The 24,931-nt window shown below is 54.3% G+C and carries 21 protein-coding genes and 3 pseudogenes; 20 read left to right on the top strand and 4 right to left on the bottom strand.

Annotation, left to right across the window (positions count from 1 at the left end; translation table 11 throughout):
* Positions 1–260 precede the first annotated feature (260 nt).
* From GSD1FS_RS07155 to clpB, 9 genes and pseudogenes are all read left to right on the top strand, one after another.
* Positions 261–407 carry a hypothetical protein gene (locus tag GSD1FS_RS07155; RefSeq protein ID WP_155589004.1) on the top strand — a complete coding sequence of 49 codons (147 nt, stop codon included), beginning with the start codon at positions 261–263 and terminating at the stop codon, positions 405–407.
* A 310-nt stretch (positions 408–717) separates the two neighbouring features.
* Positions 718–1,074 carry an antitoxin gene (locus GSD1FS_RS07150; RefSeq protein ID WP_155589003.1) on the top strand — a complete coding sequence of 119 codons (357 nt, stop codon included), beginning with the start codon at positions 718–720 and terminating at the stop codon, positions 1,072–1,074.
* Positions 1,075–1,274: 200 nt separating this feature from the next.
* On the top strand, positions 1,275–2,009 hold the full coding sequence (locus GSD1FS_RS07145; RefSeq protein WP_343030248.1) for an MIP/aquaporin family protein: 735 nt from the start codon (positions 1,275–1,277) through the stop codon (positions 2,007–2,009).
* A 263-nt stretch (positions 2,010–2,272) separates the two neighbouring features.
* Positions 2,273–3,178: a DUF3152 domain-containing protein gene (locus GSD1FS_RS07140; RefSeq protein ID WP_155589002.1), complete on the top strand. Its 906-nt coding sequence runs from the start codon at positions 2,273–2,275 to the stop codon at positions 3,176–3,178.
* 146 nt (positions 3,179–3,324) lie between these two features.
* Positions 3,325–4,941, top strand: coding sequence for a spermidine synthase (locus GSD1FS_RS07135; protein WP_246166040.1), 1,617 nt, complete (start codon positions 3,325–3,327; stop codon positions 4,939–4,941).
* Positions 4,942–4,986: 45 nt separating this feature from the next.
* Positions 4,987–6,114 carry a tRNA glutamyl-Q(34) synthetase GluQRS gene (gene gluQRS, locus GSD1FS_RS07130; RefSeq protein WP_155589001.1) on the top strand — a complete coding sequence of 376 codons (1,128 nt, stop codon included), beginning with the start codon at positions 4,987–4,989 and terminating at the stop codon, positions 6,112–6,114.
* Positions 6,115–6,271: 157 nt separating this feature from the next.
* Positions 6,272–7,128 (top strand): annotated as a pseudogene (locus GSD1FS_RS07125) (YggS family pyridoxal phosphate-dependent enzyme).
* A 33-nt stretch (positions 7,129–7,161) separates the two neighbouring features.
* Positions 7,162–7,992 carry a fumarylacetoacetate hydrolase family protein gene (locus GSD1FS_RS07120; RefSeq protein WP_155589000.1) on the top strand — a complete coding sequence of 277 codons (831 nt, stop codon included), beginning with the start codon at positions 7,162–7,164 and terminating at the stop codon, positions 7,990–7,992.
* 265 nt (positions 7,993–8,257) lie between these two features.
* Positions 8,258–10,930, top strand: coding sequence for an ATP-dependent chaperone ClpB (clpB, locus tag GSD1FS_RS07115; protein WP_155588999.1), 2,673 nt, complete (start codon positions 8,258–8,260; stop codon positions 10,928–10,930).
* A 253-nt stretch (positions 10,931–11,183) separates the two neighbouring features.
* Here clpB and GSD1FS_RS09930 read toward each other — a convergent pair whose 3' ends face one another.
* Together GSD1FS_RS09930 and GSD1FS_RS09925 are read right to left on the bottom strand one after the other, a co-directional pair.
* The gene (locus GSD1FS_RS09930; RefSeq protein ID WP_343030247.1) at positions 11,184–12,293 is read right to left on the bottom strand and encodes an HAD family hydrolase; all 1,110 of its coding nucleotides are present in this window, start codon (positions 12,291–12,293) and stop codon (positions 11,184–11,186) included.
* A complete protein-coding gene (locus GSD1FS_RS09925; RefSeq protein ID WP_246166037.1) occupies positions 12,266–12,610 on the bottom strand; it encodes a hypothetical protein in 345 nt (114 codons plus the stop codon). Before GSD1FS_RS09925 ends, GSD1FS_RS09930 begins: the two co-directional genes overlap by 28 nt.
* A gap of 115 nt (positions 12,611–12,725) precedes the next feature.
* Here GSD1FS_RS09925 and GSD1FS_RS07105 point away from each other — a divergent pair, with 115 nt between their 5' ends.
* From GSD1FS_RS07105 to GSD1FS_RS07095, 3 genes and pseudogenes are all read left to right on the top strand, one after another.
* Entirely contained in the window at positions 12,726–14,003 is a 1,278-nt protein-coding gene (locus GSD1FS_RS07105; protein WP_155588998.1) for a DNA recombination protein RmuC, read from the top strand.
* Entirely contained in the window at positions 14,000–14,644 is a 645-nt protein-coding gene (locus tag GSD1FS_RS07100; RefSeq protein WP_155588997.1) for a phosphoribosyltransferase, read from the top strand. The genes GSD1FS_RS07105 and GSD1FS_RS07100 overlap by 4 nt, the downstream gene beginning before the upstream one ends.
* Positions 14,645–14,697: 53 nt before the next feature.
* Positions 14,698–15,506: pseudogene (locus tag GSD1FS_RS07095) on the top strand (TrmH family RNA methyltransferase).
* A 118-nt stretch (positions 15,507–15,624) separates the two neighbouring features.
* Here the strand turns inward: GSD1FS_RS07095 and GSD1FS_RS10440 are convergent.
* Positions 15,625–15,786 (bottom strand): AraC family transcriptional regulator, encoded by a 162-nt coding sequence (locus tag GSD1FS_RS10440; RefSeq protein ID WP_155588996.1) that lies wholly within the window; start codon positions 15,784–15,786, stop codon positions 15,625–15,627.
* A complete protein-coding gene (locus GSD1FS_RS07085; protein ID WP_155588995.1) occupies positions 15,726–16,445 on the bottom strand; it encodes a helix-turn-helix domain-containing protein in 720 nt (239 codons plus the stop codon). Before GSD1FS_RS07085 ends, GSD1FS_RS10440 begins: the two co-directional genes overlap by 61 nt.
* A gap of 188 nt (positions 16,446–16,633) precedes the next feature.
* Here GSD1FS_RS07085 and GSD1FS_RS07080 point away from each other — a divergent pair, with 188 nt between their 5' ends.
* The 8 genes and pseudogenes from GSD1FS_RS07080 to gatA all read left to right on the top strand — a co-directional run bounded on the left by GSD1FS_RS07080 (position 16,634) and on the right by gatA (position 24,920).
* A complete protein-coding gene (locus GSD1FS_RS07080) occupies positions 16,634–17,902 on the top strand; it encodes an FAD-dependent oxidoreductase (RefSeq protein WP_343030246.1) in 1,269 nt (422 codons plus the stop codon).
* A 96-nt stretch (positions 17,903–17,998) separates the two neighbouring features.
* Positions 17,999–18,991 (top strand): ABC transporter substrate-binding protein, encoded by a 993-nt coding sequence (locus tag GSD1FS_RS07075; RefSeq protein WP_196425058.1) that lies wholly within the window; start codon positions 17,999–18,001, stop codon positions 18,989–18,991.
* Positions 18,992–19,307: 316 nt separating this feature from the next.
* Positions 19,308–20,240, top strand: coding sequence for a carbohydrate ABC transporter permease (locus GSD1FS_RS07065; protein ID WP_155588992.1), 933 nt, complete (start codon positions 19,308–19,310; stop codon positions 20,238–20,240).
* A 64-nt stretch (positions 20,241–20,304) separates the two neighbouring features.
* On the top strand, positions 20,305–21,144 hold the full coding sequence (locus tag GSD1FS_RS07060) for a carbohydrate ABC transporter permease (RefSeq protein ID WP_155588991.1): 840 nt from the start codon (positions 20,305–20,307) through the stop codon (positions 21,142–21,144).
* 4 nt (positions 21,145–21,148) lie between these two features.
* Positions 21,149–21,583, top strand: coding sequence for an FAD-dependent oxidoreductase (locus GSD1FS_RS07055; RefSeq protein WP_155588990.1), 435 nt, complete (start codon positions 21,149–21,151; stop codon positions 21,581–21,583).
* Between the two features lie 29 nt (positions 21,584–21,612).
* Positions 21,613–22,916: pseudogene (locus GSD1FS_RS07045) on the top strand (FAD-dependent oxidoreductase).
* 167 nt (positions 22,917–23,083) lie between these two features.
* Positions 23,084–23,380 carry an Asp-tRNA(Asn)/Glu-tRNA(Gln) amidotransferase subunit GatC gene (gatC, locus tag GSD1FS_RS07040; RefSeq protein WP_155588988.1) on the top strand — a complete coding sequence of 99 codons (297 nt, stop codon included), beginning with the start codon at positions 23,084–23,086 and terminating at the stop codon, positions 23,378–23,380.
* Position 23,381: 1 nt separating this feature from the next.
* Positions 23,382–24,920: an Asp-tRNA(Asn)/Glu-tRNA(Gln) amidotransferase subunit GatA gene (gene gatA / locus GSD1FS_RS07035; RefSeq protein WP_155588987.1), complete on the top strand. Its 1,539-nt coding sequence runs from the start codon at positions 23,382–23,384 to the stop codon at positions 24,918–24,920.
* The last annotated feature ends 11 nt before the right edge of the window (positions 24,921–24,931 follow it).

The raw sequence follows: 24,931 nt of genomic DNA, 5'->3' as shown, positions 1-24,931 counted from the left end.
TTTTTATCTGAAAAAAATAGATAAAAAAAATAACACAATAGTGCAAATATATTTGCGCATAGTCAAACAGGGTGAAACAGCGACAGTACCCGTTGGCATAACTGGGAATGCGCATAATTCCAATAATTCGTAGTGATTTTATCACACATGCAAAAGCGATCAATGTGCAAGAAGTGTCGAATAAAACATCGCTGAGAGAGAAAAGTTATAGAAGCGAACGCATATATTGGAAGAACCAGTTTACAAGTTTGTTGTGTGAGATGTCACAAGACATCGGCATGGCGGCACGGAAGGAGGCGAATATGTTCAACACTTGGGAGTCCACGACCACGGCGCTCGATAAATTGATGATGGAGAACGCGCAGATGACGCAACACAATTCTTCGGACCCAACCAATCGAGACTGATCGAATAAACTCAATTTTTGAATAACTGAATGTTTGTAGCCGTTCTTACGGCAGATTGAATGAAGCTCGCGTTGCACAACATCGCGGGTTTTTGTTTTCTTCGAGTATTTCTTGGAGTATTTTTCGGGCATAGTGCTCAACGTGCGGCGCGCGGTCGCGAATATTGGCCGGCGTTCGAGTCTGAATCTAATGTTTCGTGTGAATTCTTGTGGTATGGGCATGCAAATATGAGCGTCATGTGCAAGAATGTGCCAATGTCAGCATTGTTAGCGGCGCTCTGCGTGGCATTGCGCACTTCGGGAGGAAGAATATGAAGCGGTATGCAGTCGAATGGATGATTTTCGCACTGGTGGTCATTGCCTTGGGTGGCGGCATGTTGGCGTTGCCGGAGACGCAGACCGTGTGGCTGTGGGTTCTCTGGGTGCTGATCGGCCTGTGGGTGGCTGCGTTCCTCTATGTGGAACGCCTGTTTTCGAACGGATTCAAAATCGTGTCTGTTGTGGTGTATGCGCTGGCGTGGCTGTTCCTCGCCGTGCGCTGCGGACTGTTCACGCTCGGCTCGATGCCGCAGGCGGCCGCGGTGAGCTTGTCTGATCTGCTGCTCGCCTCCGTGCTCATTCTCGTTTCGGTGGGCTGGGTCAAAGATCCGCGCGTCGGCAAAGAGTAGCAAAAGAGTAAGCGCCACTCTTCTATCTTCTATTTGTTTATATGCGACCAATATATAAATTGGTCGCATAACTATATGGGCAGTGAGACCAGTCCTAGTCGTACACTGAAATTCGCTCACAACGCAATTAATTGCTGGTATTCATTACTTATTTTCCGCGCTGTTGAGCAATCCAGAGAAGAAGACAAAGGATTATTTCGGTGGAATACTCACTGTTTACCAAACTGGCGGCCGAATTCGTCGGCACCGCCATACTGATGATCTTCGGCAACGGCGCTGTAGCCAACGTCGAACTCAAAAATACCAAAGGCCACAACGCCGGCTGGCTGAACATCGCGATGGGCTACGGCTTCGGCGTCATGTTCCCAGTGCTCATGTTCGGCGGAGTCTCCGGCGCGCACATCAACCCGGCGATGACGATCGCGCAGGCGGCCAACGGCATGTTCCCGTGGTCGCAAGTGCTGCCATACATCATCGCGCAGATTCTCGGCGCGGCAGTCGGCCAGCTGATTGTGTACGCGTGCTACTACCCGCACTACAAAGAAACCGAAAGCGCCGAGGCGATTCTCTCCACGTTCTGCACCACCGACGCGTACGCCACGCGCCGCAACTATTTCGTCAACGAGCTATTCGGCACGATGATTCTCGTGCTCGGTGCGCTCTGCTGCCTCGAACTGCAGTGGGGAAGCCAGAACTACGCCTCCGCCTCCATCGTCGTCGGCTTCATCGTGTGGGGTCTCGTCTGCTCGCTGGGCGGCCCGACCGGCCCTGGTCTCAACCCCGCCCGCGATCTGATGCCGCGTGTGCTGCACTCGATTCTGCCGATTCCGCACAAGGGTTCCTCGCGCTGGAATGAGGCATGGATTCCGGTCATCGCGCCGATCATCGGCGGCATCATCGGCTGCTGGCTGTTCCACGTGCTGTTCGCCATCTGAGTTATCTGAGTACTTTTGGCGGGTTCGCGCAACCTATGTGTGCGCGAACCCGCCAATTTCATATTTCCATCACTTGGGAGATTTATCCATTCCGGAGAATTATTCTCTAACTGAGAGCCGCCTCGATGAGAGAATAATTCTCCGTAGGGTATGTTTGTGTGGGTTAGAAGGGTCTCAGGTGGAGAATAATTCTCCGGAATGAATTATTCTCTAGTTTGGATAGCGGTGGGCTCGGTGGGGGAGAGTAATTTATACTGAACTCTATGACTACGTCGAATCCGCGGCAAACCCCGCGCAGAAAGAAGCCGATTCCTCGGCGCGTGTATATCTTTCGGCGTATCAAAGTCGCTGTTATCGCAGTGCTGTGGATTGTAGCCGTAACGCTGAGTGTGATCGGTGAATCGCACGCATTATTCCCCGCGCAACAGAACAGTTCTGCGACTAGTGCGCCAACGGCGTCCGCGTCTGCGAAGAAAACGGCTGAGTCAGCGAAAACTAGCGAGTCACAAAAATCAGAAGCACAATCTGAGAAAACTGAGAAATCTGAGAAAACGCAAACTCCAGCAGAGCAGGATGCCAAGGAAATCGCCGCGCTCGAGGCGTCGATAAGCGACTCGCAGCGCACGCAAATACTCGAACAGGCGAAGAAAGCCGCTCAAGATAACGGTCACGAACCGGTGACATTGCAGTATTGCGTGGCGACGAATGGCAACGTGGGTAGCGTGGAAGGATTTGACAACACGGTATTTCGCGTGCTCAACAACGCGCAGGGGTGGCCGAAAGCCGGCGTCGTGTTCGAGCAGACCAATGACGCGAACGCGTGCGAGTTCACCGTCACGCTTGCCGAGGCGAGTAAATTGCCGGAGTATTCTTCGGGCTGCTCCACAGAATACAGTTGCCGCGTCGGCGTGAACGTGATCATCAACAAAACGCGTTGGGATTCCGGCGTCGAGCACTGGTTGGCCGGTGGGCACACGTTGTCGCAATATCGCACGATGGTGATCAATCACGAGGTCGGGCATATGCTCGGGCACGTCGATAACGAGAACGTGTGCGAGGGAACGGGCAAGGCAGCGCCGCTGATGCAGGAACAGTCGATGGATCTGCGCGGCTGCGTGCCGAACGCGTGGCCGCTCGACAAGGAACTGTGGACGTCATACACGGCGTAGTTCCGCGTGCAGATACAGCGCGTAGTTGCGTGCCGGTTGCGCGCGCTGAGCCCGCCCGCTATAGTCACAACAAGTCAATGCAATAGATTGCAATAGGTAGCAAAGATGCATTGTGTCATCGTGGACGTGGCAGTTGAGGGAGTCAGATGAAGATTCGCGCGGATGAGGGCAAAGTTCGCCCCATTCTCAAATCAAAAGTGTTTCTGTATATCACCGAGTTCGCGTCGGGCATGGCGGTTATGGCGGCGGAGCTCGGCGCGCAGCGTCTGCTTGCGCCGTATTTCTCGAGCTCGCAGGTCGTGTGGACGATCATCATCGGTACGATCATGATCGCGCTCGCCTTGGGCGCTGTGTTCGGTGGGCGCTGGGCAGACAAGAACCCAGACCCCGACAAACTGTATATGCGCGTGCTCATCGCCGGCGTGTGGCTCGCACTCGTGCCGCTTGTCGGCAAATACATTGTGATGCTGGTCTCTGGACTGCTCATTGTGGCGGTGTCTACAAATTTCCTGGTGATCGCCGCGTTCGTCAGTTGCATCGTGATATTCGTGCCGCCGCTGTTCCTGCTCGGCACGGTGACGCCGGGACTCAACAAATTCGCGACGGATTCGCTGGAAGACAACGCATCGGTGGTCGGCCGCCTGTCTGCATGCAATACGATTGGCTCGATTCTGGGCACGTTCCTGCCCACATTTGTGACGATTCCCGCAGTCGGCACGTTCATCACATTCCTCATTTTCGCTGGCGTGCTGCTTCTGCTGCCGCTCGTCTACTTCCTCTCCGCGCACGTGCACAGAATCGCTTGCGCGGTGTCGGTGGTGCTGTTCGTGGTCTCCTGCGTGTTCTCGCCGATGACCGGCTTCGCGTTTTGGGCGAACCGCTCCACGCTCGCATACGAAGGCGAGTCTATGTATAACTATTTGCAGGTGCAGGATCTGCCTGACCGCACGATTCTGTCGACGAACGTGCTGTTCGGCGTGCAGTCGGTCACGATGAAGAACGACGGGCTGACCGGCATGTATTACGACACCGCGCTGGCTGCTTCCGCGCTCGCCGAAAAGCAGGATTCCGCGCTCATTCTGGGCATGGGCACTGGCACATATGCGCGCGAGCTGCGCAAATACTGCCCGAACATGAAAGTGACCGGCGTGGAGATTGATCAGAAGATCACGCAGCTCGCCGGCAAGTACTTCGGCGAACCGGCCGACATCGATGTGGCGACCTATGACGGTCGCGCTTGGCTCGCCGCCAGCCACGAGAAGTTCGACGTGATTATGGTTGACGCATATCAAGACATCACGATCCCGTTCCAGATGAGTTCGCGCGAGTTCTTCACGATGGTGCGCAAACACTTGGCTCCGGGCGGAGTGATGGTGGTCAACATGAACATGATCTCCGACGGGCAGGGCTCGATCAACGAGGCGTTGACCGACACGATCGCCGCGGTGTTCGGCTCTCGTAACATGGTGACTGCGGATGTGCCCGACACGACGAACCGCGAACTGTTCGCCAAGAACGTGGAATCCGGCACACCGACGTTGGAGGAGAGCCTGACTGAGGTGCGGGAAGGCACGTCGTCGCTCGACCGCGTGGTGCGGCGCGTAGACCCCGATTTCCGTGACGTGAGCGTGGCGGCGAACGGCGGCACTGTGCTGACCGACGACAAAGCTCCGGTCGAACTGCTCGGCATGCACGCCATCGACGGCATCATCGCGCAGCAAGCAGAGCCATACCGTGAGATCGTGCGCACGCAGGGCATCTAGGGTTTGCTGCGTGCAGTCTCGGAATAACACATTTAGGGAGCAGAGATGACCGGACGGTTCGCGCCAACGCCTTCTGGACGCATGCATTTGGGCAACGCGTACGCGATGCTCGCAGCGTGGCTGTCGGCACGCGCGCGCGGCGAGCGCATGGTGCTGCGCATGGAAGACATCGACAAGCCGCGCGTATTGCCCGATGCCGACCGCTGGATCATGGACGATCTGCACTGGCTCGGACTCGACTGGGACGGCGAGCCCGTGTATCAAAGCGCGCGCATCGATGTCTATGACGAGATATTCCGCCGCCTGCGCGAGCGCGGCGGACTTGGTGACGCGCTTATTTACCCGTGTTTCTGCTCGCGCGCGGATATTCGCGCGGCGAGCGCGCCGCAGGAGGGCGACCGTTTCTTCGTCTACCCGGGCACGTGCCGCCGTCTGCTGGAGAATGATCCGCAGGAAGTGGCGCGCAGACTCGCGGACGGCAAGCGGCATTCGTTCCGTCTCGCAGTGCCTCCGGCTGGAAGGGCGGGGAGTCTTATCGAGTTCGATGACCGTGTGTTTGGAGCGCAGTCGTTTGATATTGGGCGTGAGATAGGCGATACGATTATGCGTCGGTCGGATGGCTTGTATTCGTATCAGTTCGTGGTCACGGTGGATGATCTGCTGATGGGTGTGAGTGATATTGTGCGCGGGCGCGATCTGCTGCGCTCCACCGCGTTGCAGATTTGGTTGCGCGAGCAGTTGCTCGACTGCGGTGTGGGGGAGCGTGATCTGCCGTCTGCCGTGCCGCAGTATGCGCATCTGCCGCTCGTCGACAATGCTGCGGGCGTGCGCCTCGCCAAGCGCGAGCGTTCTCTTGACTTGGGTGTGTTGCGCGCGCAGGGCGTGAAACCGGAGCAGATAATCGGGTATTGCGCGTGGCTGCTGGGACTGTGCGGGGAAACGCAGGCGAGCGATGAGCGTGAGTTCAGCGGGGGATCTGAGTTGCGGCACATAGCTGGTATGCAAAGCGCAGATGATCTCAATGGTGAAGGTGTTTTTGCCGCGCGCCCGGGCAAGCCGGTGCCGATGAGCGCACAGGAGGCGTTGCAATTGTTCTCGTGGCGCGCGGTGAAACAGCACATTGCTGACGTGTCGGTGCCTGCGGATGTCGCTGATGTGCTGCGCTCGCTGTAGCCGCGTTGCGTTCGACCAATATACCTGGTGCTTGGAAGCGTGCAGTGAGTTGTTCGGATTCAGCGCGCGTGGTGATCTTCCACGTGACAAGCGCATGTGACATGCGCTATTGTGGCGAAAGAGGAAAACGCTTGCAGGGTACGGGATGTGATGAGTGATGACTGCGTATATGGATCATAAGGATTTGGCCAACGAAACCATCGACAGCGCGCGTGAGACGCAGATTCGCGATGGCGTGCACCGCGTGCTCGACCGCATCGCCACGGCTGAGGAACGTGCTGGGCGTCCGGCTGGCGACGTGACATTGCTCGCCGCTACGAAAACTCGTGACGTTGGCGAGATCATGGCTGCGATCGACGCTGGCATTCGCCTGATCGGCGAGAATCGCCCACAGGAGGTCGTCGCAAAAATGACGGTTTGCGCTACCAGTGCAGGCAGCGTGGTTATGTGATCGGCGGCCACGACTTCGATGTGACCGTTGACCCCGATCCCGAATATGCAGAGCCGGAAGACATGAAAGAGGCTCCGTTCATTCCATTCCACTTAATCGGTCAGTTGCAGAGCAACAAAATCAGCAAGATCCTGACCACGGTCAACACGATCGAATCGGTGGATTCGCTTGATTTGGCGCAGAAAATCGCACACCGCTGCGCAGTGCGCGGCCGTGAGATCGGCGTGTTCCTCGAGGTCAACGAGTCCGGCGAAGCGAGCAAATCCGGTTGCGACCCCGAGCAGGCGCTCGAGCTGGCAGAGCAGATCGCACAGCTGGAAGGCTTGGAATTGCAAGGATTGATGACCGTTGGCGCACACGTTGACGATGAGAAGACGATTCGTGCGGGCTACGCTCATCTGCGCTCGCTGCGCGAGCAGATTCAGCAACTCGGGCTGCCCGGCACGAAAACGTGCCGCGAACTGTCGATGGGCATGAGCGGCGATTTGGAATATGCGATTGCAGAAGGCGCGACGATCGTGCGCGTCGGCACGTCGATTTTCGGTGAGCGAGACTTCAAGTAACGGCGTCGGTGAGCCGCGCGTAGACTGTGAGATATGAGACTCGCACGTTTTTCACGCAATGACACGCCGCAGTATGCCTTCGTTCAGCAAGACAAGACTGACGGCAAAGATTACCTGGTTGTTCTCGACGGCCACCCACTGCTGCAGCAGGTGAGCCCGACCGGTGAGCGCGTGGCGCTCGACGATGACGGCGTTCGCTTGCTCGCACCGGTGATTCCGTCGAAAGTGTATGGCTTGGCGAAGAACTATGAGGCGCACGCCGAGTTCATGCACGAACACAATCAGTCTCCCGAAGCGCATGCTCCGAGCGAGATGGTTATTTTCACGAAGCCCTCGACTTCGGTTATCGGCCCAGATGACCCGATCGTATACCCGTCGTATTCGCACGACATGAATTTCGAGCCCGAAGTGGCCGTGGTGATTGGCCGCATCGCCAAGAACGTGCCGGTGGAGCATGCGATGGATTATGTGCTCGGCTTCACCTGCGTCAACGATGTGACGCTGCGCGATCTTCAGGGTTCCGACCCGATGTGGACGCGCGCGAAGGGCTTCGACACGTCGTGCCCGCTCGGCCCGTGGATCGTGACGAAAGACGAGTTCGATTGGCGTGACGCGCAGATTTCGTTCACGCTTAACGGTGAGGATGTGCCGGCGGCATCGGGTACTACGACGAATCTTATTCACGGCATCGCCGAGCAGATCGCAGGCATCTCCAGTTTCTCGACATTACTGCCGGGCGACGTGATCATGACCGGTACGCCGAACGCGTCCGGCACATTGAAGCCGGGTGATGAGGCGATCGTGCACGTCAAAGGAATCGGTGATCTGCGCAATGTGATCGTCGCGGATTCGCCGGCTGACTGAGCGAACATGAGCAAGTAATCACTGTTTCCTTGAAGAAAGCTGAGAAGGCTGTGCGCATAATGCGCACAGCCTTCTTCTGTTTGTGAGCAACAATGGCACTGTACGGGCAGCGAGCTGCGGAAAATAAAACTTGAGTCAGATTCACTCAAGTTTTGGGAATAACTGCGACGCACTGTTGTTGACAATATCAGACAAACGAATTCACCTCGTCTGCCGCGCGCTGAGCCGCCGGCAAATACCAGCGAGGTGAAGCATGGAGGATGATATGGAACAGAAATTTACAACGTTGGCCCAAGAGGCCTTGGGAGATGCGATTCAAAGCGCATCTGCCGCGGGAAATCCGCAAGTCGAGCCGCTGCATCTGCTTGACTCGCTGCTGCGTCAGCAGAACGGCGTGATCGGCGGTCTTATCGAAGCCGTCGGAGCGAATGTGCAGACAGTGGGAGCGGCGGTGCGCAACGCACTCGTCGCGTTGCCGAGCGCATCCGGCTCGTCGACCACGCAAGCGCAGGCCAGCCGCCAGCTGTCCGCCGCACTTGCCGACGCCGGTAAGGAAATGAAAGACATGGGAGACGAATACGTCTCCACCGAGCATCTGCTGCTCGGCATTCTCGACGCGCAGCCGAACGATGCCGCCAAGATTCTGGAGAGCAACGGCATCACCGCAGACAAAGTGCGTGCCGCGATCCCGAACGTGCGCGGTGGCGCCAAGGTGACGAGCCCTGATGCCGAAGCCTCATACAAGGCTCTGGAGAAGTATTCCACCGACCTGACCGAGCGCGCCCGCGAAGGCAAGCTCGACCCGGTGATCGGCCGTGATCAGGAGATTCGTCGTGTGATTCAGATTCTGAGCCGCCGCACGAAGAACAACCCGGTGCTCATTGGTGAGCCTGGCGTCGGCAAGACCGCCGTCGTAGAAGGCCTGGCAGAGCGCATCGTGGCAGGCGACGTGCCGACCACATTGCAGAACAAGCGTCTGATCTCGCTTGATCTGGGTTCGATGGTGGCAGGCTCGAAGTACCGTGGCGAATTCGAAGAGCGCCTGAAGAGCGTGCTCGACGAGATCAAGAAGTCCGACGGGCAGATCATCACGTTCATCGACGAGATCCACACGATCGTCGGCGCAGGTGCCGCCGAAGGTTCGATGGACGCCGGCAACATGCTCAAGCCGATGCTGGCACGTGGCGAACTTCGCCTGATCGGTGCCACGACGCTTGACGAATACCGTGAGAACATCGAGAAGGACCCGGCTCTGGAGCGTCGTTTCCAGCAGGTGTTCGTCGGTGAGCCGAGTGTGGAAGACACGATCGCGATTCTGCGTGGCCTGAAGCAGCGTTATGAGGCACACCACAAGGTGACAATCGGCGATGATGCGCTGGTGGCGGCGGCAACGCTGTCGAACCGCTACATCACCGGACGTCAGCTGCCTGACAAGGCCATCGACCTGGTTGATGAGGCGGCTGCCCATCTGCGTATGGAGCTCGACTCGCAGCCTGAGGAGATCGATGAACTGCAGCGCAAGGTGACGCGTCTTGAAATGGAAGAGATGCAGCTGAAGAAGGCTGAAGATCCCGCTTCGAAGGATCGTCTGGCCAAGCTGCAGAGTGAACTGGCTGACACCCGCGAAAAGCTCGCTGGTTTGAACGCTCGTTGGAACGCCGAAAAGGAAGGCCACAACAAGGTTGGCGATCTGCGCGCACAGCTCGACGAGAAGCGTGTGGAAGCCGACAAGGCCACCCGTGAAGGCGACTTGGCTCGCGCCAGCCGCATTCTCTACGGTGAGATTCCTGCCATTCAGAAGGAGCTCGCAACAGCCGAGCACGAGGCCGAGAAGGAAGCCGACGTCGCCCATGAGGAGGAGCCGATGGTTCCCGACCATGTGGACGCCGATTCCGTTGCAGGTATTGTCTCCGAATGGACCGGCATTCCTGTTGGCCGCCTGATGCAAGGCGAAAACGAGAAGCTGCTCAACATGGAGGATTACCTCAACAAGCGTGTGATCGGCCAGCCTGAAGCCGTGCGTGCGGTCTCCGACGCAGTGCGTCGTTCGCGTGCAGGACTGTCTGACCCGAATCGCCCGACCGGTTCGTTCCTGTTCATGGGTCCGACCGGCGTCGGCAAGACCGAGCTCGCCAAGGCGCTCGCCGAATTCCTGTTCGACGACGAGAAGGCCATGATTCGCATCGACATGAGCGAATACATGGAGAAGGCCTCCGTCTCTCGCTTGATCGGCGCGGCTCCTGGCTACGTCGGATACGAAGAGGGCGGCCAGCTCACTGAAGCCGTTCGTCGTCGCCCATATTCGGTGGTGCTGTTCGACGAGGTGGAGAAGGCGAACCCTGAAGTCTTCGACATCCTGCTTCAGGTGCTCGACGATGGCCGTCTGACCGATGGTCAGGGTCGTACCGTCGACTTCAAGAACACGATTCTGATCATGACGTCGAACCTCGGTTCGCAGTTCCTGGTTGACCCAGATATGAGCGAGGAAGACAAGCGCAAGGCCGTCATGGCAGCCGTGCACTCGGAGTTCCGCCCTGAGTTCCTCAACCGCCTCGACGACATGGTGATCTTCCACCCGTTGACTCGCAAGGAACTCGGCAAGATCGTCGACCTGCAGGTTCAGCAGGTGGCGTCTCGCCTCACCGATCGCCGCATCACGCTCGACGTGACCGAATCCGCTCGCGAATGGCTCGCGGACACCGGCTACGATCCGGCATACGGTGCACGTCCGCTGCGTCGCTTGGTGCAGACCGAGGTTGGCGACCAGCTGGCACGCATGCTGTTGGCAGGCAAGGTGCACGATGGCGATACCGTGCTCGTCGACCACACCGGTGGCGAACACTTGGAGCTGTCTGACCACAAGACCAACCCGATGGACGGCGACCCGAATCCAGAGGATTCCGAGGTCAAGGTCGACGGTGACAAGCAGAACGACTGATATCTGGTCGTTCCGTTGCGCGGTTGATCTGCTGATCTGCGCATACCATCTATGCAAGTGGGTGGCGCGAAGTATTTCGCGCCACCCACTTGTGTTATCTAAGCAAATAATTACTTGAATTACCTGGTGCTCGTACCGGTGCTCGTGTCAGCCAACCGGTATCTATACACGAACGGAATCACGAGCAGCGGCAGCAACGGGTAGAAATACCTGTTCTTATTTCTGCGTTCCGCAATTATTGAGATGCTGGTGATCAACTGTTCGTTGCTGCGTGAGGCTTCAGATCACGCGATGGATCGTAGCGGCGCAGGCGCAGCGAATTGAGCAGAACCGCCAACGAACTCAGAATCATGGCGATCGCCGCGAATGACGGGTCGAGCAGCCATGATGTGAAGGGGTAGAGGATGCCGGCTGCGATCGGAATGCCGATGATGTTGAACGCGAACACCCACACCAGATTCTCTTTGATGTTGAGCATCATGGCATGAGACAGGTTGCGCAGATTGCTCACGAACGTACCGGACTCCTCGGTGACCACGACGTCTGCGCGTGGTTCCGCGCTGCTGCTGGTCTGCAATACGAATGAGATATCCGCAGCGTCGCGAATGCTCTGGTCGCTGGTGCCATCGTCGACGAATGCGACCACCGGATGCTGGCCGAGCGAGGTCGTCAATTGACGACATGCGCCGATGGCCTCGATACTGCCCTCGATGTCTTTCGTGTTGATGACGGATGTTGAAACGCCATTGCGCTGCAATTGCTGAATGTCACGCTGGCACAACGGCATCACCGTTTCGGTGTAGAGCACATCTGTCACATGCTGGGCAATCTGCAGTGAGCCGAACGTGTGGATAGTGATGCCACGCTTGCCGGCGTTCTCGTTTGCAAACACTGCGGCGAGCGGCGCCGACCAGCCCAACGCGCACGGGCAGGCGATGATCAGCACGCTGATGCTGGTCAGCAGCGCAACCGGAAGCGACGGCTGCTTGGCGAAGAGCAGCCAGATGACGAACGTCCACATCGAAATCGCAATGATGACCGGCACGAACACGCGGCTGAAGCGATCCACCCACATCTGCATCGGGAAAGCCGGTTTTGCAGGCAAATACATGTCGGACACGAGTCGTGCCAGCAGAATGAGCGTGATCACGATGCCGACGACGGCGAAATACGATGTGCGCAGTGGCTCGGGGAAAATATCGCCGGCAAAGCAGATCAGCAAGCCATATGCGTATGCGGCGATCGTGCCTATCGACGCAAGCGAATTGATGTTTGGGTGGCGGTCGCGTATCGATGACCAGCCATCGACGTGCACTGGGTAGCCGCTGTAGAACATCACGGGGTGATCATGATCGCCTGCCACCACGGGTTGATGAGCGGGCCGAGCGGGCAATGAGGCGCGAATGCATGGATGATGATCGGAATCACCACGATCAGCGTGAGTATGGCGCCGACCAGCATTTGCTTATGCAGAATCTGAATGTCTTCGGCGGTATCGGTGCGACGTGTGCGTAACGTGTCGCCGGCAGATGTGGGCTCGCCGTCTTTATGCGCGGATTGGTGAAAGAGTTGCTCGCCCTGAGTTTTGGTGTCTTCACCAAAGAAGAAGCGAACGAGTGCGATGGTGAGAATGGTTGCCACAACCACGCAGACCACTGCGATGAACGGATTGAGTGTCATATCGCTCCCATGCTCGGATTCGACACATACTCATATAACTGTACGCGGAGCAGTTGATGGCGCGCGAAATGCTGGGTATTTGACAACCTGCACGATTTCGGCTTCACTAGAACATATGTTCGAAAGTACTGCTGTAGGCATTGTGGTTCTAGTGATTGTGGCTGTGTTGGCCGCCGTCGCCGGCTTCTTCGTGGGCAAGTCGCACGCTGGCGCTCCCACGGGGCAGTTCAACGCGCGTGATGTCGAACGGTTGCGGCAGGAAGCGGAGCACCAGCAACTCCGCGCGACGCAAGCCGAAGCACAGCTCGAAGGCGCTCGCGAACAACTCGCGTATGTGAAGTCGCAGCTTGAGCAGACTCAGCAGACGGAGCGATTGCGCGCGCAGGCCAGTCAGGGTGAGCGTAACGAAGTGTTGCAGGCGCTTGCTCCGGTGCAACGCAATCTCGATATGTTGCAGCACAAAGTGCAGCAGATCGAAGAAGGGCGCAAGCAGGAGATGGGAGCGCTCGGTCAACAGCTTCGTGGGCTCGGTGAGCAGCAGTTGCGTCTCGATAAGCAGACGAATGCGCTGTCGGCCGCGTTGAGCAACAACAAGGTGCGTGGCGCGTGGGGAGAGGCGCAGCTGCGTAACATCGTGGAATCGGCAGGGCTCACCGCGCATATCGATTTCGATACGCAGGTGGTGGTGTCTGACGCCAATGGCAATCAGCTGAGGCCAGATATGGTGGTGCATCTGCCCGGTGGCAAGTCGATACCGATCGACGCGAAGGCGCCATATGCCGATTATCAACGCGCATGCCAGATCCCCGACGGCGCCAGTGACGCCGAACTGCATCAGCGCGCTCAATTGTTGCAGGCACATGCGAAGGCTCTACGCGAACATGTGCGCGCGTTGTCAGATAAAGCCTATTGGAAAGCGTTCGACGAGGCTCCCGATTTTGTGATCGCGTTCATTCCGAACGAGGCGCTGCTGCAGGCGGCACTCGAAACCGACCCGATGCTTCTCGATGACGCGTTCGCGCGCAAAGTGGCATTGACGTCTCCCGTGACGCTGTGGGCCGTGCTGAAATCGATCGCCTATGCGTGGCAGCAGCAATCGTTGACCGACGATGCGAAACAGCTGTTCGATGTTTCACGTGAAATCTATGAACGATTCGCCATATTGGGCGAGCGTGCGACGGCATTGGGCAAGCAAATCACGAAGACGGTCGGTGCATACAATCAGTTCGTCGGCACGTTGGAAACCCGCGTGCTGCCATCGGCGCGCAAACTCCAACGCATCGATGCGAACAAGGTGATCGACCAGGTGAACTACATCGAGTCGGAGCAAGGTGATATTCGAGACTTGACGGCTCCTGAACTATCTGGGTCTGAAGATAGTGTGAAAGCATGAGCGACGCACAAGGATTCCGTAAGACCGGCAAGCCGGTCGCCAAGCAGAACACCGATTCCGCAGTTGATTTCGCGGCGATGGAGCCGCGTGAGCAACTCAAAACGATGCTGCAGGCACACATGGCAGATCGACCATTCTCCGAACTGTTCGACGTGACATTCGATTCCCACGGTGCTTCCCTGATCGGGCATATGCTGCTCGATACCTGTGAGGAGCAGGGATATTCGGTGGATGACTTCGATGCTGTCGGTGCATTGACCGCCGCGGCAGTGCCGATGGTGTGCTCGATGATGCAGGCCGCCGCATCGCGAGGCGAAGACCTCAACGGGTTCGTGATGGATTTCGTGTATCCCGCAATCAAAGGACCCTCCATTGCAGGCAAGCGCGTGTTATTGCTGGACGCATGGCTGTCGCAGAAATCGTATGTGCAAACATCGTCGCTCGTCACCTTGCGCAACGGAAACGAGTTGAGCCTCGATTTCGGCATCATCGAAGCACAGGGCGCTCAAGTGGTCGCTGTAGCGTCGCTTATCGGTGGCGTCGACATGACCGACCCGACCATCAGAGTGGTGGATCCGGTCAAAGGCACTGAATCCGAGCTGCCGTTCATCGAAGTCTTCCATGAATCCGAACTGCACTAGTGCGCAACTGGTATTGCGGCATACAATGTGCGCGTTGCAGGTAAGCTGAAGCCATGCATGAACCGAATCCAATCGATGTGAGAGCGCAAGCCTCCGATGAACCCGTGTTCCGGCCGATAGGCGTCAGGCCTTGGGAACAGGAGCACCCCGATGCGCCAAGGCCAGATGATGCGCGCTTCGACCAGACCCTGCTTGATGAGGGTGATCAACGCAACGTGCTCGATCGCTACCGGTATTGGACGGTTGAAGCCATCAAAGCGGATCTCGACGAACGTGGCCGTCATCCATTCGAAGTGGCGATCGAGAACTGGACTCACGATTTCAACATCGGTTCCATGGTGCGTACCGCCAATGCGTTCACAGCCAACCGCGTGCACATCGTCGGACCACATAAATGGAATCGCAAAGGCGCATTGATGACCGAACTCTACCAGCACGTCGTCAATCACGCCACGATTCAAGAATGCGTCGATGATTGGCATGAGCGCATCGCACAGGAACAGCGCAACGCCGAAACAGAGTGCATAGCATCGAAGCGAAGTTGCAAGCTGGCGAGATCGACGCTGAACAAGCCAACCAGGAACTGATCTATGCACGCCATGACCTACGCATGGCCACAGGCGCCAAAATAATCGCAATGGACATCATCGACGGCGCTGTGCCAATGGAAACCTATCGTTTTCCGGAGCGGTGCCTGCTGCTGTTCGGTGCTGAAGGTCCGGGGCTTTCCAGTAGGGCACTCGAATTAGCCGACGACGTGGTCTACATCAGCCAATTCGGTTCAGTGCGTTCCATCAACGCCGGTGCAGCTGCAGCCGTCTCCATGCATGCATGGATCTCCCAGCACGCCGCAATCCAGTGAGCGTCCATTCGGTGGCTCCGCGTCATTGGGGGAAGTTGCAGAGGCTGGACTTGGTGTAGGTGGAATTTCTGGCATTGCAAAGTTGCCTGATGATTGCAGGTCAATGAGACTGCTGTTATTAGCCAATATGAGTCGATCGATATTTCCTAGGGCAGGTACCGCACTTCCGCTGGAAGCAGTCGGAAAAATAGCGCTCACTGCTGAAACCAAGCTGTTGCGCTATTTTTTGATCGGGATATCGGTATGAAGTAATAGTGCCTGTGCCATGTCGATGCGGCATTGCAGATAATATGCAGCAGGAGTGATGCCATATTTCGCGGTAAAGGTTCTATTGAGATGTGAAATGGATATGCCGACGTCATGAGCCACCATTTCCATGGAAATGTGCTTCGTTAGATTCTGATCGATAAAATTCTTTGCCGCTCTAGCATACCTGTATTGAGTGCTGTTATCTACTGTTTCATTCAAGGCTATTGAAGCGAAAAGTTCGTGCATAAATAATGCACCTCGTACCGCAAGATATTCAGGATTGCCGCGGTTGGTGTGGCATTCATCGTATAGCCTATGGAGCAGCGTGCCTGTTCTTGGATATTGAAAACTGATGTTAGGACCTAGTCCATAGCTGCTGTACAGGGCATTGCAGAGACTGCCGCCTACGGCCATCCATATTTTATATTGAGGGTTTTCTTGGTCTGACCATGCCTTATATGAAATACCCGCAGGAAGAATGGTGGTATCGCCAGCATTCACCGTCACCCGTTGACCGCCGTCAATGTCGAAGTACCCTTTTCCGGAGATGATGAACGCGAAACTATATTCAACGGTTTCTCTGCGCGACCTGTAATAGTTCTTTTCCGGATAGGTGATTCCAATGGACGAAATATAAAATCGTTCCGGATTCGTGAATGCTTGTGGTGAAAAACTAACTACCTGATCCATATGAGCAAATTCCTGAAGTTCTTGGTCGGTTCTACGGCGAATCGAACGGCTCACTACTTGCTAAAAACAATATAATTGCAGTATCAGCTTAAGTCAAAAGGCTGATTTCAATGTGGAAATCAGGATGATATGAAAACTGTAATATCTTTTCTCAAGATGTTCCGATTGCATGGTCGGGTGACGTCCTTGTGGTAGGTGCAGGACCCGCCGGCATAGGGGCTGCCATTAGCGCTGCTAGGAACGGGGCTTCAGTTATGCTCCTTGAACAAACTGGGGATGTAGGTGGCGTTGCCACTACAGGTCTTATGAGCCATTGGACAGGTGACACTCAAGGTGGGCTCTATGAAGAGATCTTGGAAAGAGCCGATGATTCCGATGGCCGGAGCCCAACTCTTATCAATCCTGAAAAACTGAAAACTGTTTTGCTGGAGATGCTAGAGGAAGCCGGAGTGCATTTGCGCCTGTACACTTTCTCAGATGATGTGATTCTTGATGGGAATCAGATTCGTGGCGTCATTGGCTACAGCAAAGCGGGATTGCAAGGATTCACTGCAAAAGTTGTTATCGATTGCACAGGAGATGGCGATATAGCTGCCAAGGCCGGTGTCCCATACGTCAAGGGTCGTGAAGATGACGGGAAGATGCAGCCCCTGACACTGATGTTCAAAGTTGCTGGAGTAGATACTGATAGAGCAGTGTTCCCTGGTAGCTTTGAAGAAACTTTCAAAGTGCCGAAAGGTGACCTACAAACTCTTGGCCGGGAACACCTTCCGTATCCCGCAGGCCATGTGTTGCTGTACCGCAGTACGCTTCCGGGGATAGTGACATGCAATATGACCAATTGCATTGACGTTGATGGGACGAATCCAGATGATTTGACAAGAGCGACTATTGCTTGCCGCAAGCAAATAGAACCGATTGTTGAATTTTTGCGAGAATATGTTCCTGGATTCGAACACTGCTATGTGATCAGTACTGCATCTGTTATCGGTGTGCGCGAAACGCGCCATTTCCAATGCATGGAAACTCTCACCGCAGAAGATATTCTATCTGCAAGGGTTTTTGACGACTGGGTTGTGACTAAGGCGCACTTTAATTTTGACATCCACAATCTGGATGGTAGCGGTCTGGACAAAGAGGGCGTGCAGAAACTGTTCGCTCAGCCAAAAGGGTACACCATTCCATACGGATGTTTAGTGCCGGTTGGGTGCAATGGTTTATTGCTGGCAGGACGCAATATCTCTGCCACTCACAAGGCGAATTCAAGTTGTCGTGTCATGCCTATTTGCGTCAATATCGGCCAAGCAGCAGGCACCGCCGCAGCTATTGCGGCAAAAACAACATTAATCCCAACAAACTGGATGTTCGCGATATACAGCATTCATTGGAGCTTCAAGGTGTTACGGTTTGATGCGCCATTCTGTCGCTTGAACTTCAAAGGAGGGATATCGCAATAAATCAAATATGGAATCCACAGTTCAATAATTATCAACAAATTTGATTAGCACATGACATACAACGATGTATGTCGGAAGATTCGCAGGGAGAATACAATGCGTAAATCCACCAAATTCATTTCGGCGGTAGTGGCTCTTGCCAGCACTCTGGCCTTTACGGCATGCGGTTCAACGGGCGCGTCGGACGGACCTGTTGAACTCTCGATCTGGGGAGGAGTCCAAGCAGATCAAGGATTCAACAAAGTCATTGAAGGGTTCGAGAAAAAGAATCCCAACGTCAAAGTCAAATACACTCGCTTTACCAACGATCCGACAGGTAACGCCAAGTTGGATACAGCTTTGATGGCTGATGATTCCATCGACATGTTCTTCACCTATACCCCAGCAGATTTTGAGAGGAGAGCCAAATCTGGAATTCCGTTAGATCTCTCCACCGTGGACTCTTCTGGGCTCGTCGATAAAGTCAAAGATTTCAATCTTGCTTACGAGGGCAAATATTATGGCATCCCGACTTCAATGGAGTCATTCAGCATTGTTTACAACAAAGACAAGCTGGATGAAATGGGCATAACCATTCCCGATGATTGGACTTGGGACGATTTCATGGAAATAGCCAAAAAGGCTACCCATGAAGAAAACGGCAAGACCGTATATGGCCTAGCCGGAGTCTGGCATAACATCGAAAAGCAGATTTACGGCGGTGATGCAGAATACACCAAGGATGGCGCACCCAACTTCAGCGATAAAGGCTGGACAATTAAAAAGAATTACTATGACATGGTCTATAAGCAGAAGAGTGCATATCCATTCAGCCAAGTGATGGCCAGAAAGATCTTTAACTACGAATCACAGCTGTTGCTCACGGGCGATGCGCTTATGGCTTTCTATTCGCCATGGATGTCTCGCAGCGCGTTGAATAACGTCGAACAGTATCCGCGTAATTTCAAGCTCGCATTTGCGCCATTGCCAAAATCAACATGGAGGGTGTGCATAGTGGTGAATACAACACGGAGGCTAACAACTGGTTGCAGATCAGCTCAAAGTCCAAGCATCCGCAGGAAGCATATAAGTTCATCGAATATGTGCTGACGGATGGTGCCGAAGACTACACGAAGATGGGGAAGCTCCCCGTGCTGGATGGCCAAGTCTCAGATGATGCCATGGTTTCCGCGGTGTTGAGCGATAAGGCAGATACGTTGTATGACGTCGATTCCTTTAAAAAGAAGTCCTAGGCATGGATCAACGCTACATCATCTCCACCCAATTCAAAGGACGCGGTTCTTTGACCACGATTGAGACCGAGGAAGAGCAAAACTACTATCTCAATTCTAAGAACTTCGATCAATATATCGCTAGTCTCACTAAGCGGTTCGAAGATGAACTCGCAAAGAACTGAGGCATAAAGATGAGTGCTGCAAAAACTATGCGCAAGCCCCATAGGGGTAAACGACAAAAGAGTATTCAGGCGCAGGAGCGTTTTTGCGGGTATCTGTTCACAGTGCCGGTGGTGATCATCAATTCGATTTTCATCTATCTGCCATTGCTCTACTCGCTGATTATCTCATTCATGGACTTCAACCTGTTCAAGGGCTTCTGGGGATCCAAGTTTATTGGTTTGAAGAACTACATAAACATGTTCAAAGATCCAGTATTTTGGATTTCGTTCAAAAACAACATCATCTATACAGTGGTGACCGTTCCTGTACTCATCATTGTCTCCTTGATATTGGCGGAGATCATCAACAGAGCCGTGTATGCCAGAGGGCTTGCACGTGCTATGTTCTTCCTGCCATATATCGGCAGCGCTTCAGCCATGTCGCTGGTGTGGATGATGATGTACAATCCGCAAAACGGCATCATCAATGATGTGCTACGTAAGATCGGCATTGAGAATCCACCCTTATGGCTGGCCAGCGATAAAACGGCTTTGATCGCTCTTATGATTATGGCGATATGGACGCAGCTTGGCTACAACATTGTGTTGTTCATTGGAGGGTTGCAGGGTATTGATCAATCGCTGTATGAAGCTGCAAAAGTTGATGGTGCATCAGCTGTGAGGCAGTTCTTCTCCATCTCGGTGCCGTTGGTGTCTCCAACGACATTCTTCCTGGTGGTAACTGATGTGATTGCATCTTTCGAGGTCTTTGCGAATGTGCAGATCATGACTCAAGGAGGACCTAACAACTCTACGTCAGTGCTTACATACTTCATGTATAAAGTTGGCTTTGCCCAAAATCAAATGGGATTGGCCTCCGCCATTTTGTGGTTCCTGATGCTCATTGTGTTCATCATCACGATTATCCAAATGCGCGGGCAAAAGAAGTGGGTGCATTACTAAAGATATTTAAAACATTCGATTAGTCACAGTCGTACAACGTCGTACAACTTAGAGGTGTTTTACCATGAAGAGACAATCTTCGCATTTCAGCAAAATTATTGCCACGATATTGATATTTGCGTTGGCTCTATTATTCATCGTCCCGTTTATCTGGATGATTACGTCATCGTTCAAAAGTCTGTCGGACATCTATCAAGGATCGGTCAACTTCTTCTCGGGGCATTTTTCTTTAGATAATTACAAGACAGTGCTCAGCCGTACAGATCCGCCATTCATGCGGTATACGTTAAATTCCGTGATTGTTGCCGCTATATCGTGTACTTTCCAAGTGTTTACGTCGGCAGTAGCAGGGTATGCATTTGCAAAGTATCAATTCCCTGGCAAGAACATACTGTTCATATTGGTGCTGGGCACCATGATGGTTCCATTCCAGATTATTATGGTTCCGCAGTTCCTGATGTTTAAAGCGGTAGGCATTTACAACACGCTATGGTCGCTGATATTGCCGAAGCTAACAACCCCGCTGGGGATCTTCCTCGTGCGGCAATACTTCTCGAAAATTCCCGACGAAATCATTGAATCCGCACGTGTAGATGGCGCCAGCGAGATACAGATCTTCTCAAAGATTATGATGCCTTTGGCCAAACCTATAATCGCAACACTGTCTATTCTGACTTTTATCTGGAAGTGGAATGAATATGAGCAGCCACTTATCTTCCTGAACGATAAAGAGAAATTCACGCTGCCATTGGGCCTGTTGAGCTTCGTAGACGATGCAGGTGTTTCCCAAGACCAATTGATTCTTGCAGCAAGTGTGCTATCGCTGGTTCCACTCCTATTGGTATACGGTCTATGCCAGCGCTATATCATCTCCGGCCTTACGGCTGGCAGCGTCAAGGGATGATCTAATGCGTATTACAGAATTGCATTATCAATTAGTCGTTGTCGGTGGTGGCATGTCTGGAACTATTGCGGCTATTACGGCAGCGCGCAAAGGACTGAAAACAGCATTGATACAGAACCGCCCGGTTCTAGGAGGGAACGCGAGCTCCGAGATACGCATGCACATCTGCGGAGCGGATAATCATGCGCAACGCCCCAATGCTCGAGAAACAGGCATCCTAGAAGAGATGTTGTTGGAGAATAAATATCGGAATCCAGCAAACTCATTCGAAGTGTTTGATTTGATTCTATGGGAGAAAGCCCATTATCAGAGCAATCTGGATCTGTATCTCAATGCGCAAATGGTGAACGCCAGCAGAACTAATGACCGGATCGAGTTTGTTGATGTGGATCAACTGACTAATGAAAACAGTATAGGTTCTATGGCGATTACTTTGTAGATGCTACAGGCGATGGAACGCTAGGAGCATTGGTTGGTGCCGAATACCGTAGCGGTCGAGAGGCTGAATCGGAATTTCATGAGCCATATGCTCCGAAAAAGCTGACAATCACACAATGGGTAGCAGTATACAGTTCACGGCAAAAGATATGGGTCATCCTGTGCCATTCACTAAGCCAAGTTGGGCATACACATATCATGAAAGTGATCTCGCCGGAAGAGACCATTCAGATATTACAGCAGGGTATTGGTGGATCGAACTGGGTGGAAGTGATGGCCTTGATACCATTTCAGATGCGGAAAATATTCGCGATGAGCTGCTGAAAGTGGCACTCGGAATCTGGGATCACATCAAAATGATGGAGATCATGGAGCGAGTAACTATGCACTGGATTGGCTTCCTACCGGGGAAGCGAGAATCTAGAAGATTCATTGGCGATTACACCCTAACGGCGAACGACATTCTCGAGAATACTTCGTTTGGCGATGCAATAGCCTACGGAGGCTGGCCCATGGATCTCCATGCAGTCGGCGGCATAGCTGCTTCATCTGATGATCCAACGACATACTATAAATTCAAAGATGTATATCAGATTCCATATCGATGCCTATATTCCAGGAATATCGATAACCTATTTCTCGGCGGCAGGCTTATTAGCACCACCCATATCGCCTTCGGTTCCACGAGAGTGATGGGTACATGTTCAGTGATCGGACAAGCGATTGGACTCGCGACGTGGCTCGCTGAACGATACAGTCTGACACCGAGGAAGGTGGGAAAACGCAAGATTCAAGAACTACAACAAGAGGCTTTGAAAGAGGATTTGTATATACCGCGAGTCATCAACGAGGATCCTCTCGATCTTGCTCGTTCCGCCACGGTGAGCGCGTCAAGCTCGACAAGTAGTAGAACCGCCGCATCTGCTGTTATCAATGGTACTGCACGAACAGTAGCGGATAAATTGAACTACTGGGAATCTGCCACTGATGGCGAAGAATGGATCGATCTGGATCTTTCACGAGCTGCTTCTATACGAGAATTGAATATCCGCTTTGATTCGAATCTGTCACGTGAAATTATGCCGAGTTTGTTAACCAGTCGTATGGCTTTGCAAGAAAAGCGTGTGCAAAGCACACTGGTGAAAGATTTCACGGTGCAATTTTTCGATAAAGAAAAGATAGTCAAAGAGGTCTCTGTACGGGATAACTATATGAGAAATTACTGGCTGCGCTTAGAGGAGCCAGTGTTGTCAGACAAAGTTCACATTATGTTGCATTCCACTAATGGAGATAAACATCATCGCATTTTGAGATCCGATGCTATGAATAAATAATTGATCCGCTGATATGGGTGGGAGAAAGCACTATCTTCTCCCACCCATATCAGTGTTTCCTCATGTTTGCATAATATGTAGTCCACGGGTAGAGAGCTACCCTCAGTAACATGCAACAGATTTTAGCTTAGTTCATCTCGTCACAATTGGTTCGTATAGTTGAAGCCATGCCTACATTCACACGCGAAGAAATAATCCATTTGGGCGATCTTGCCCGAATTGCGCTCACCGATGAGGAAATCACCCGCATGCAGAGTGAGCTCAATGTTATTGCCGACGCTATCAACTCCGTTCAGGAAGTCGCCACCGAAGACGTTCCTCCGACCGCAAACCCAGTGCCGCTTGAGGCCTATTTGCGCCCGGATGTTCCGGCCACTCCGCTGACGCAGGCCGAAGCGTTGTCTGGCGCGCCTCTTGCCGAAGACGGCATGTTCGTGGCGCCTCGAATCCTGGGGGAGGAGTGATATGACCGATACGAACGAACTGGTCAAGCTGTCTGCCGTGCAGATGGCCGAACTGCTGCGCAAGAAAGAAGTGTCGAGCCGCGACCTCGTGAACGCCGAGCTCGAAGTCATCGACGCAGCCGAACCCACCATCAAGGCATTCCTGAAAGTCGCCGGCGAAACCGCTCTCGAACAGGCCGATGCTTTCGACAATCTGAGCGACGACGAGAAGGCCGAACTGCCTGAACTCGCCGGCGTACCGATTGCTATCAAAGACATGATCGTCACCAAGGGCATTGAGACCACAGCAGCCTCCCGCATTCTCGAAGGCTGGGTGCCGCCATACGACGCCACTGTGATCGAGAAGCTCAAGGCCGCCCACATGCCGCTGCTCGGCAAGACGAATCTCGACGAATTTGCACAAGGTTCATCCACCGAGCACTCCGCATTCCAGCACACGTCGAACCCATGGGATGCCGAGCGCGTTCCAGGTGGTTCCGGTGGCGGTTCCGCAGCTGCGGTCGGCTCCTTCGAAGCCCCGCTTGCACTCGGTACCGATACCGGTGGCTCGATTCGCCAGCCGGGTGCCTTGACCGGCACGGTCGGCGTCAAGCCAACCTATGGCGGTGTTTCTCGTTTCGGCGCGATCGCCATGGCCTCCTCGCTCGACCAGATCGGCCCTGTGTCTCGCACCGTGCTCGATTCCGCACTGCTGCAAGAGATCATCGGTGGCCACGACAAGCGTGACTCCACGTCGATTCCGGAAGGCCCGCGCCCGATGGTCAAGGCTGCTCGCGAAGGCATGAACCGTGACCTCAAAGGCATGAAGGTCGGCTTGGTCGAGGAGCTCGGTGGCGAAGGCTACCAGCCCGGCGTTGAAGCCCGCTTCAATGAAGCCGTCAAGAAGCTCGAGGAGATGGGTGCTGAGGTCGTCAAGGTCTCCTGCCCGCACTTCAAGTACGCACTCGGCGCTTACTACATCATCATGCCGTCCGAGGTCAGCTCGAATCTGGCTCGTTATGACGGCATGCGCTACGGTTTGCGCGTCATGCCGCCGGCAGATGTGGCTCAGACCGCGGCGAACATGATGGCCTACACGCGTGAGGCCGGATTCGGCGACGAAGTCAAGCGCCGCATCATTCTCGGCACTTATGCGCTGTCCGCAGGCTACTACGATGCTTGGTACGGCTCCGCACAGAAGGTGCGCACGCTCATCATCGACGACTTCAAGAAGGCGTTCGAACAGGCAGACGTGCTGATCTCCCCGACCAGCCCGAGCACCGCATTCAAGTTCGGTGAGAAGATGGACGACCCGCTGGCGATGTATATGAACGATATCGCCACCATCCCGGCGAACCTCGCCGGCGTCCCCGCCATGAGCATCCCGTCCGGTCTCTCCGACGACGGCCTGCCGACTGGCATCCAGTTCATCGCCCCACAGCAGCGTGACGAAGTGATGTATAAGCCGGCAGCAGCTCTCGAAGCGGCGTTGCAAGACGAGTGGAACGGCCCGATCTGGCAGTCGCTCAAGACGCCATGGCTCGATTCCCTGAACAACTGATAGCGGAGGAA

The organism is Bifidobacterium canis (assembly GCF_009727065.1).
GTDB classification, from domain to species: domain Bacteria; phylum Actinomycetota; class Actinomycetes; order Actinomycetales; family Bifidobacteriaceae; genus Bifidobacterium; species Bifidobacterium canis.
This window is presented reverse-complemented; position numbering and strand designations above follow the sequence as displayed.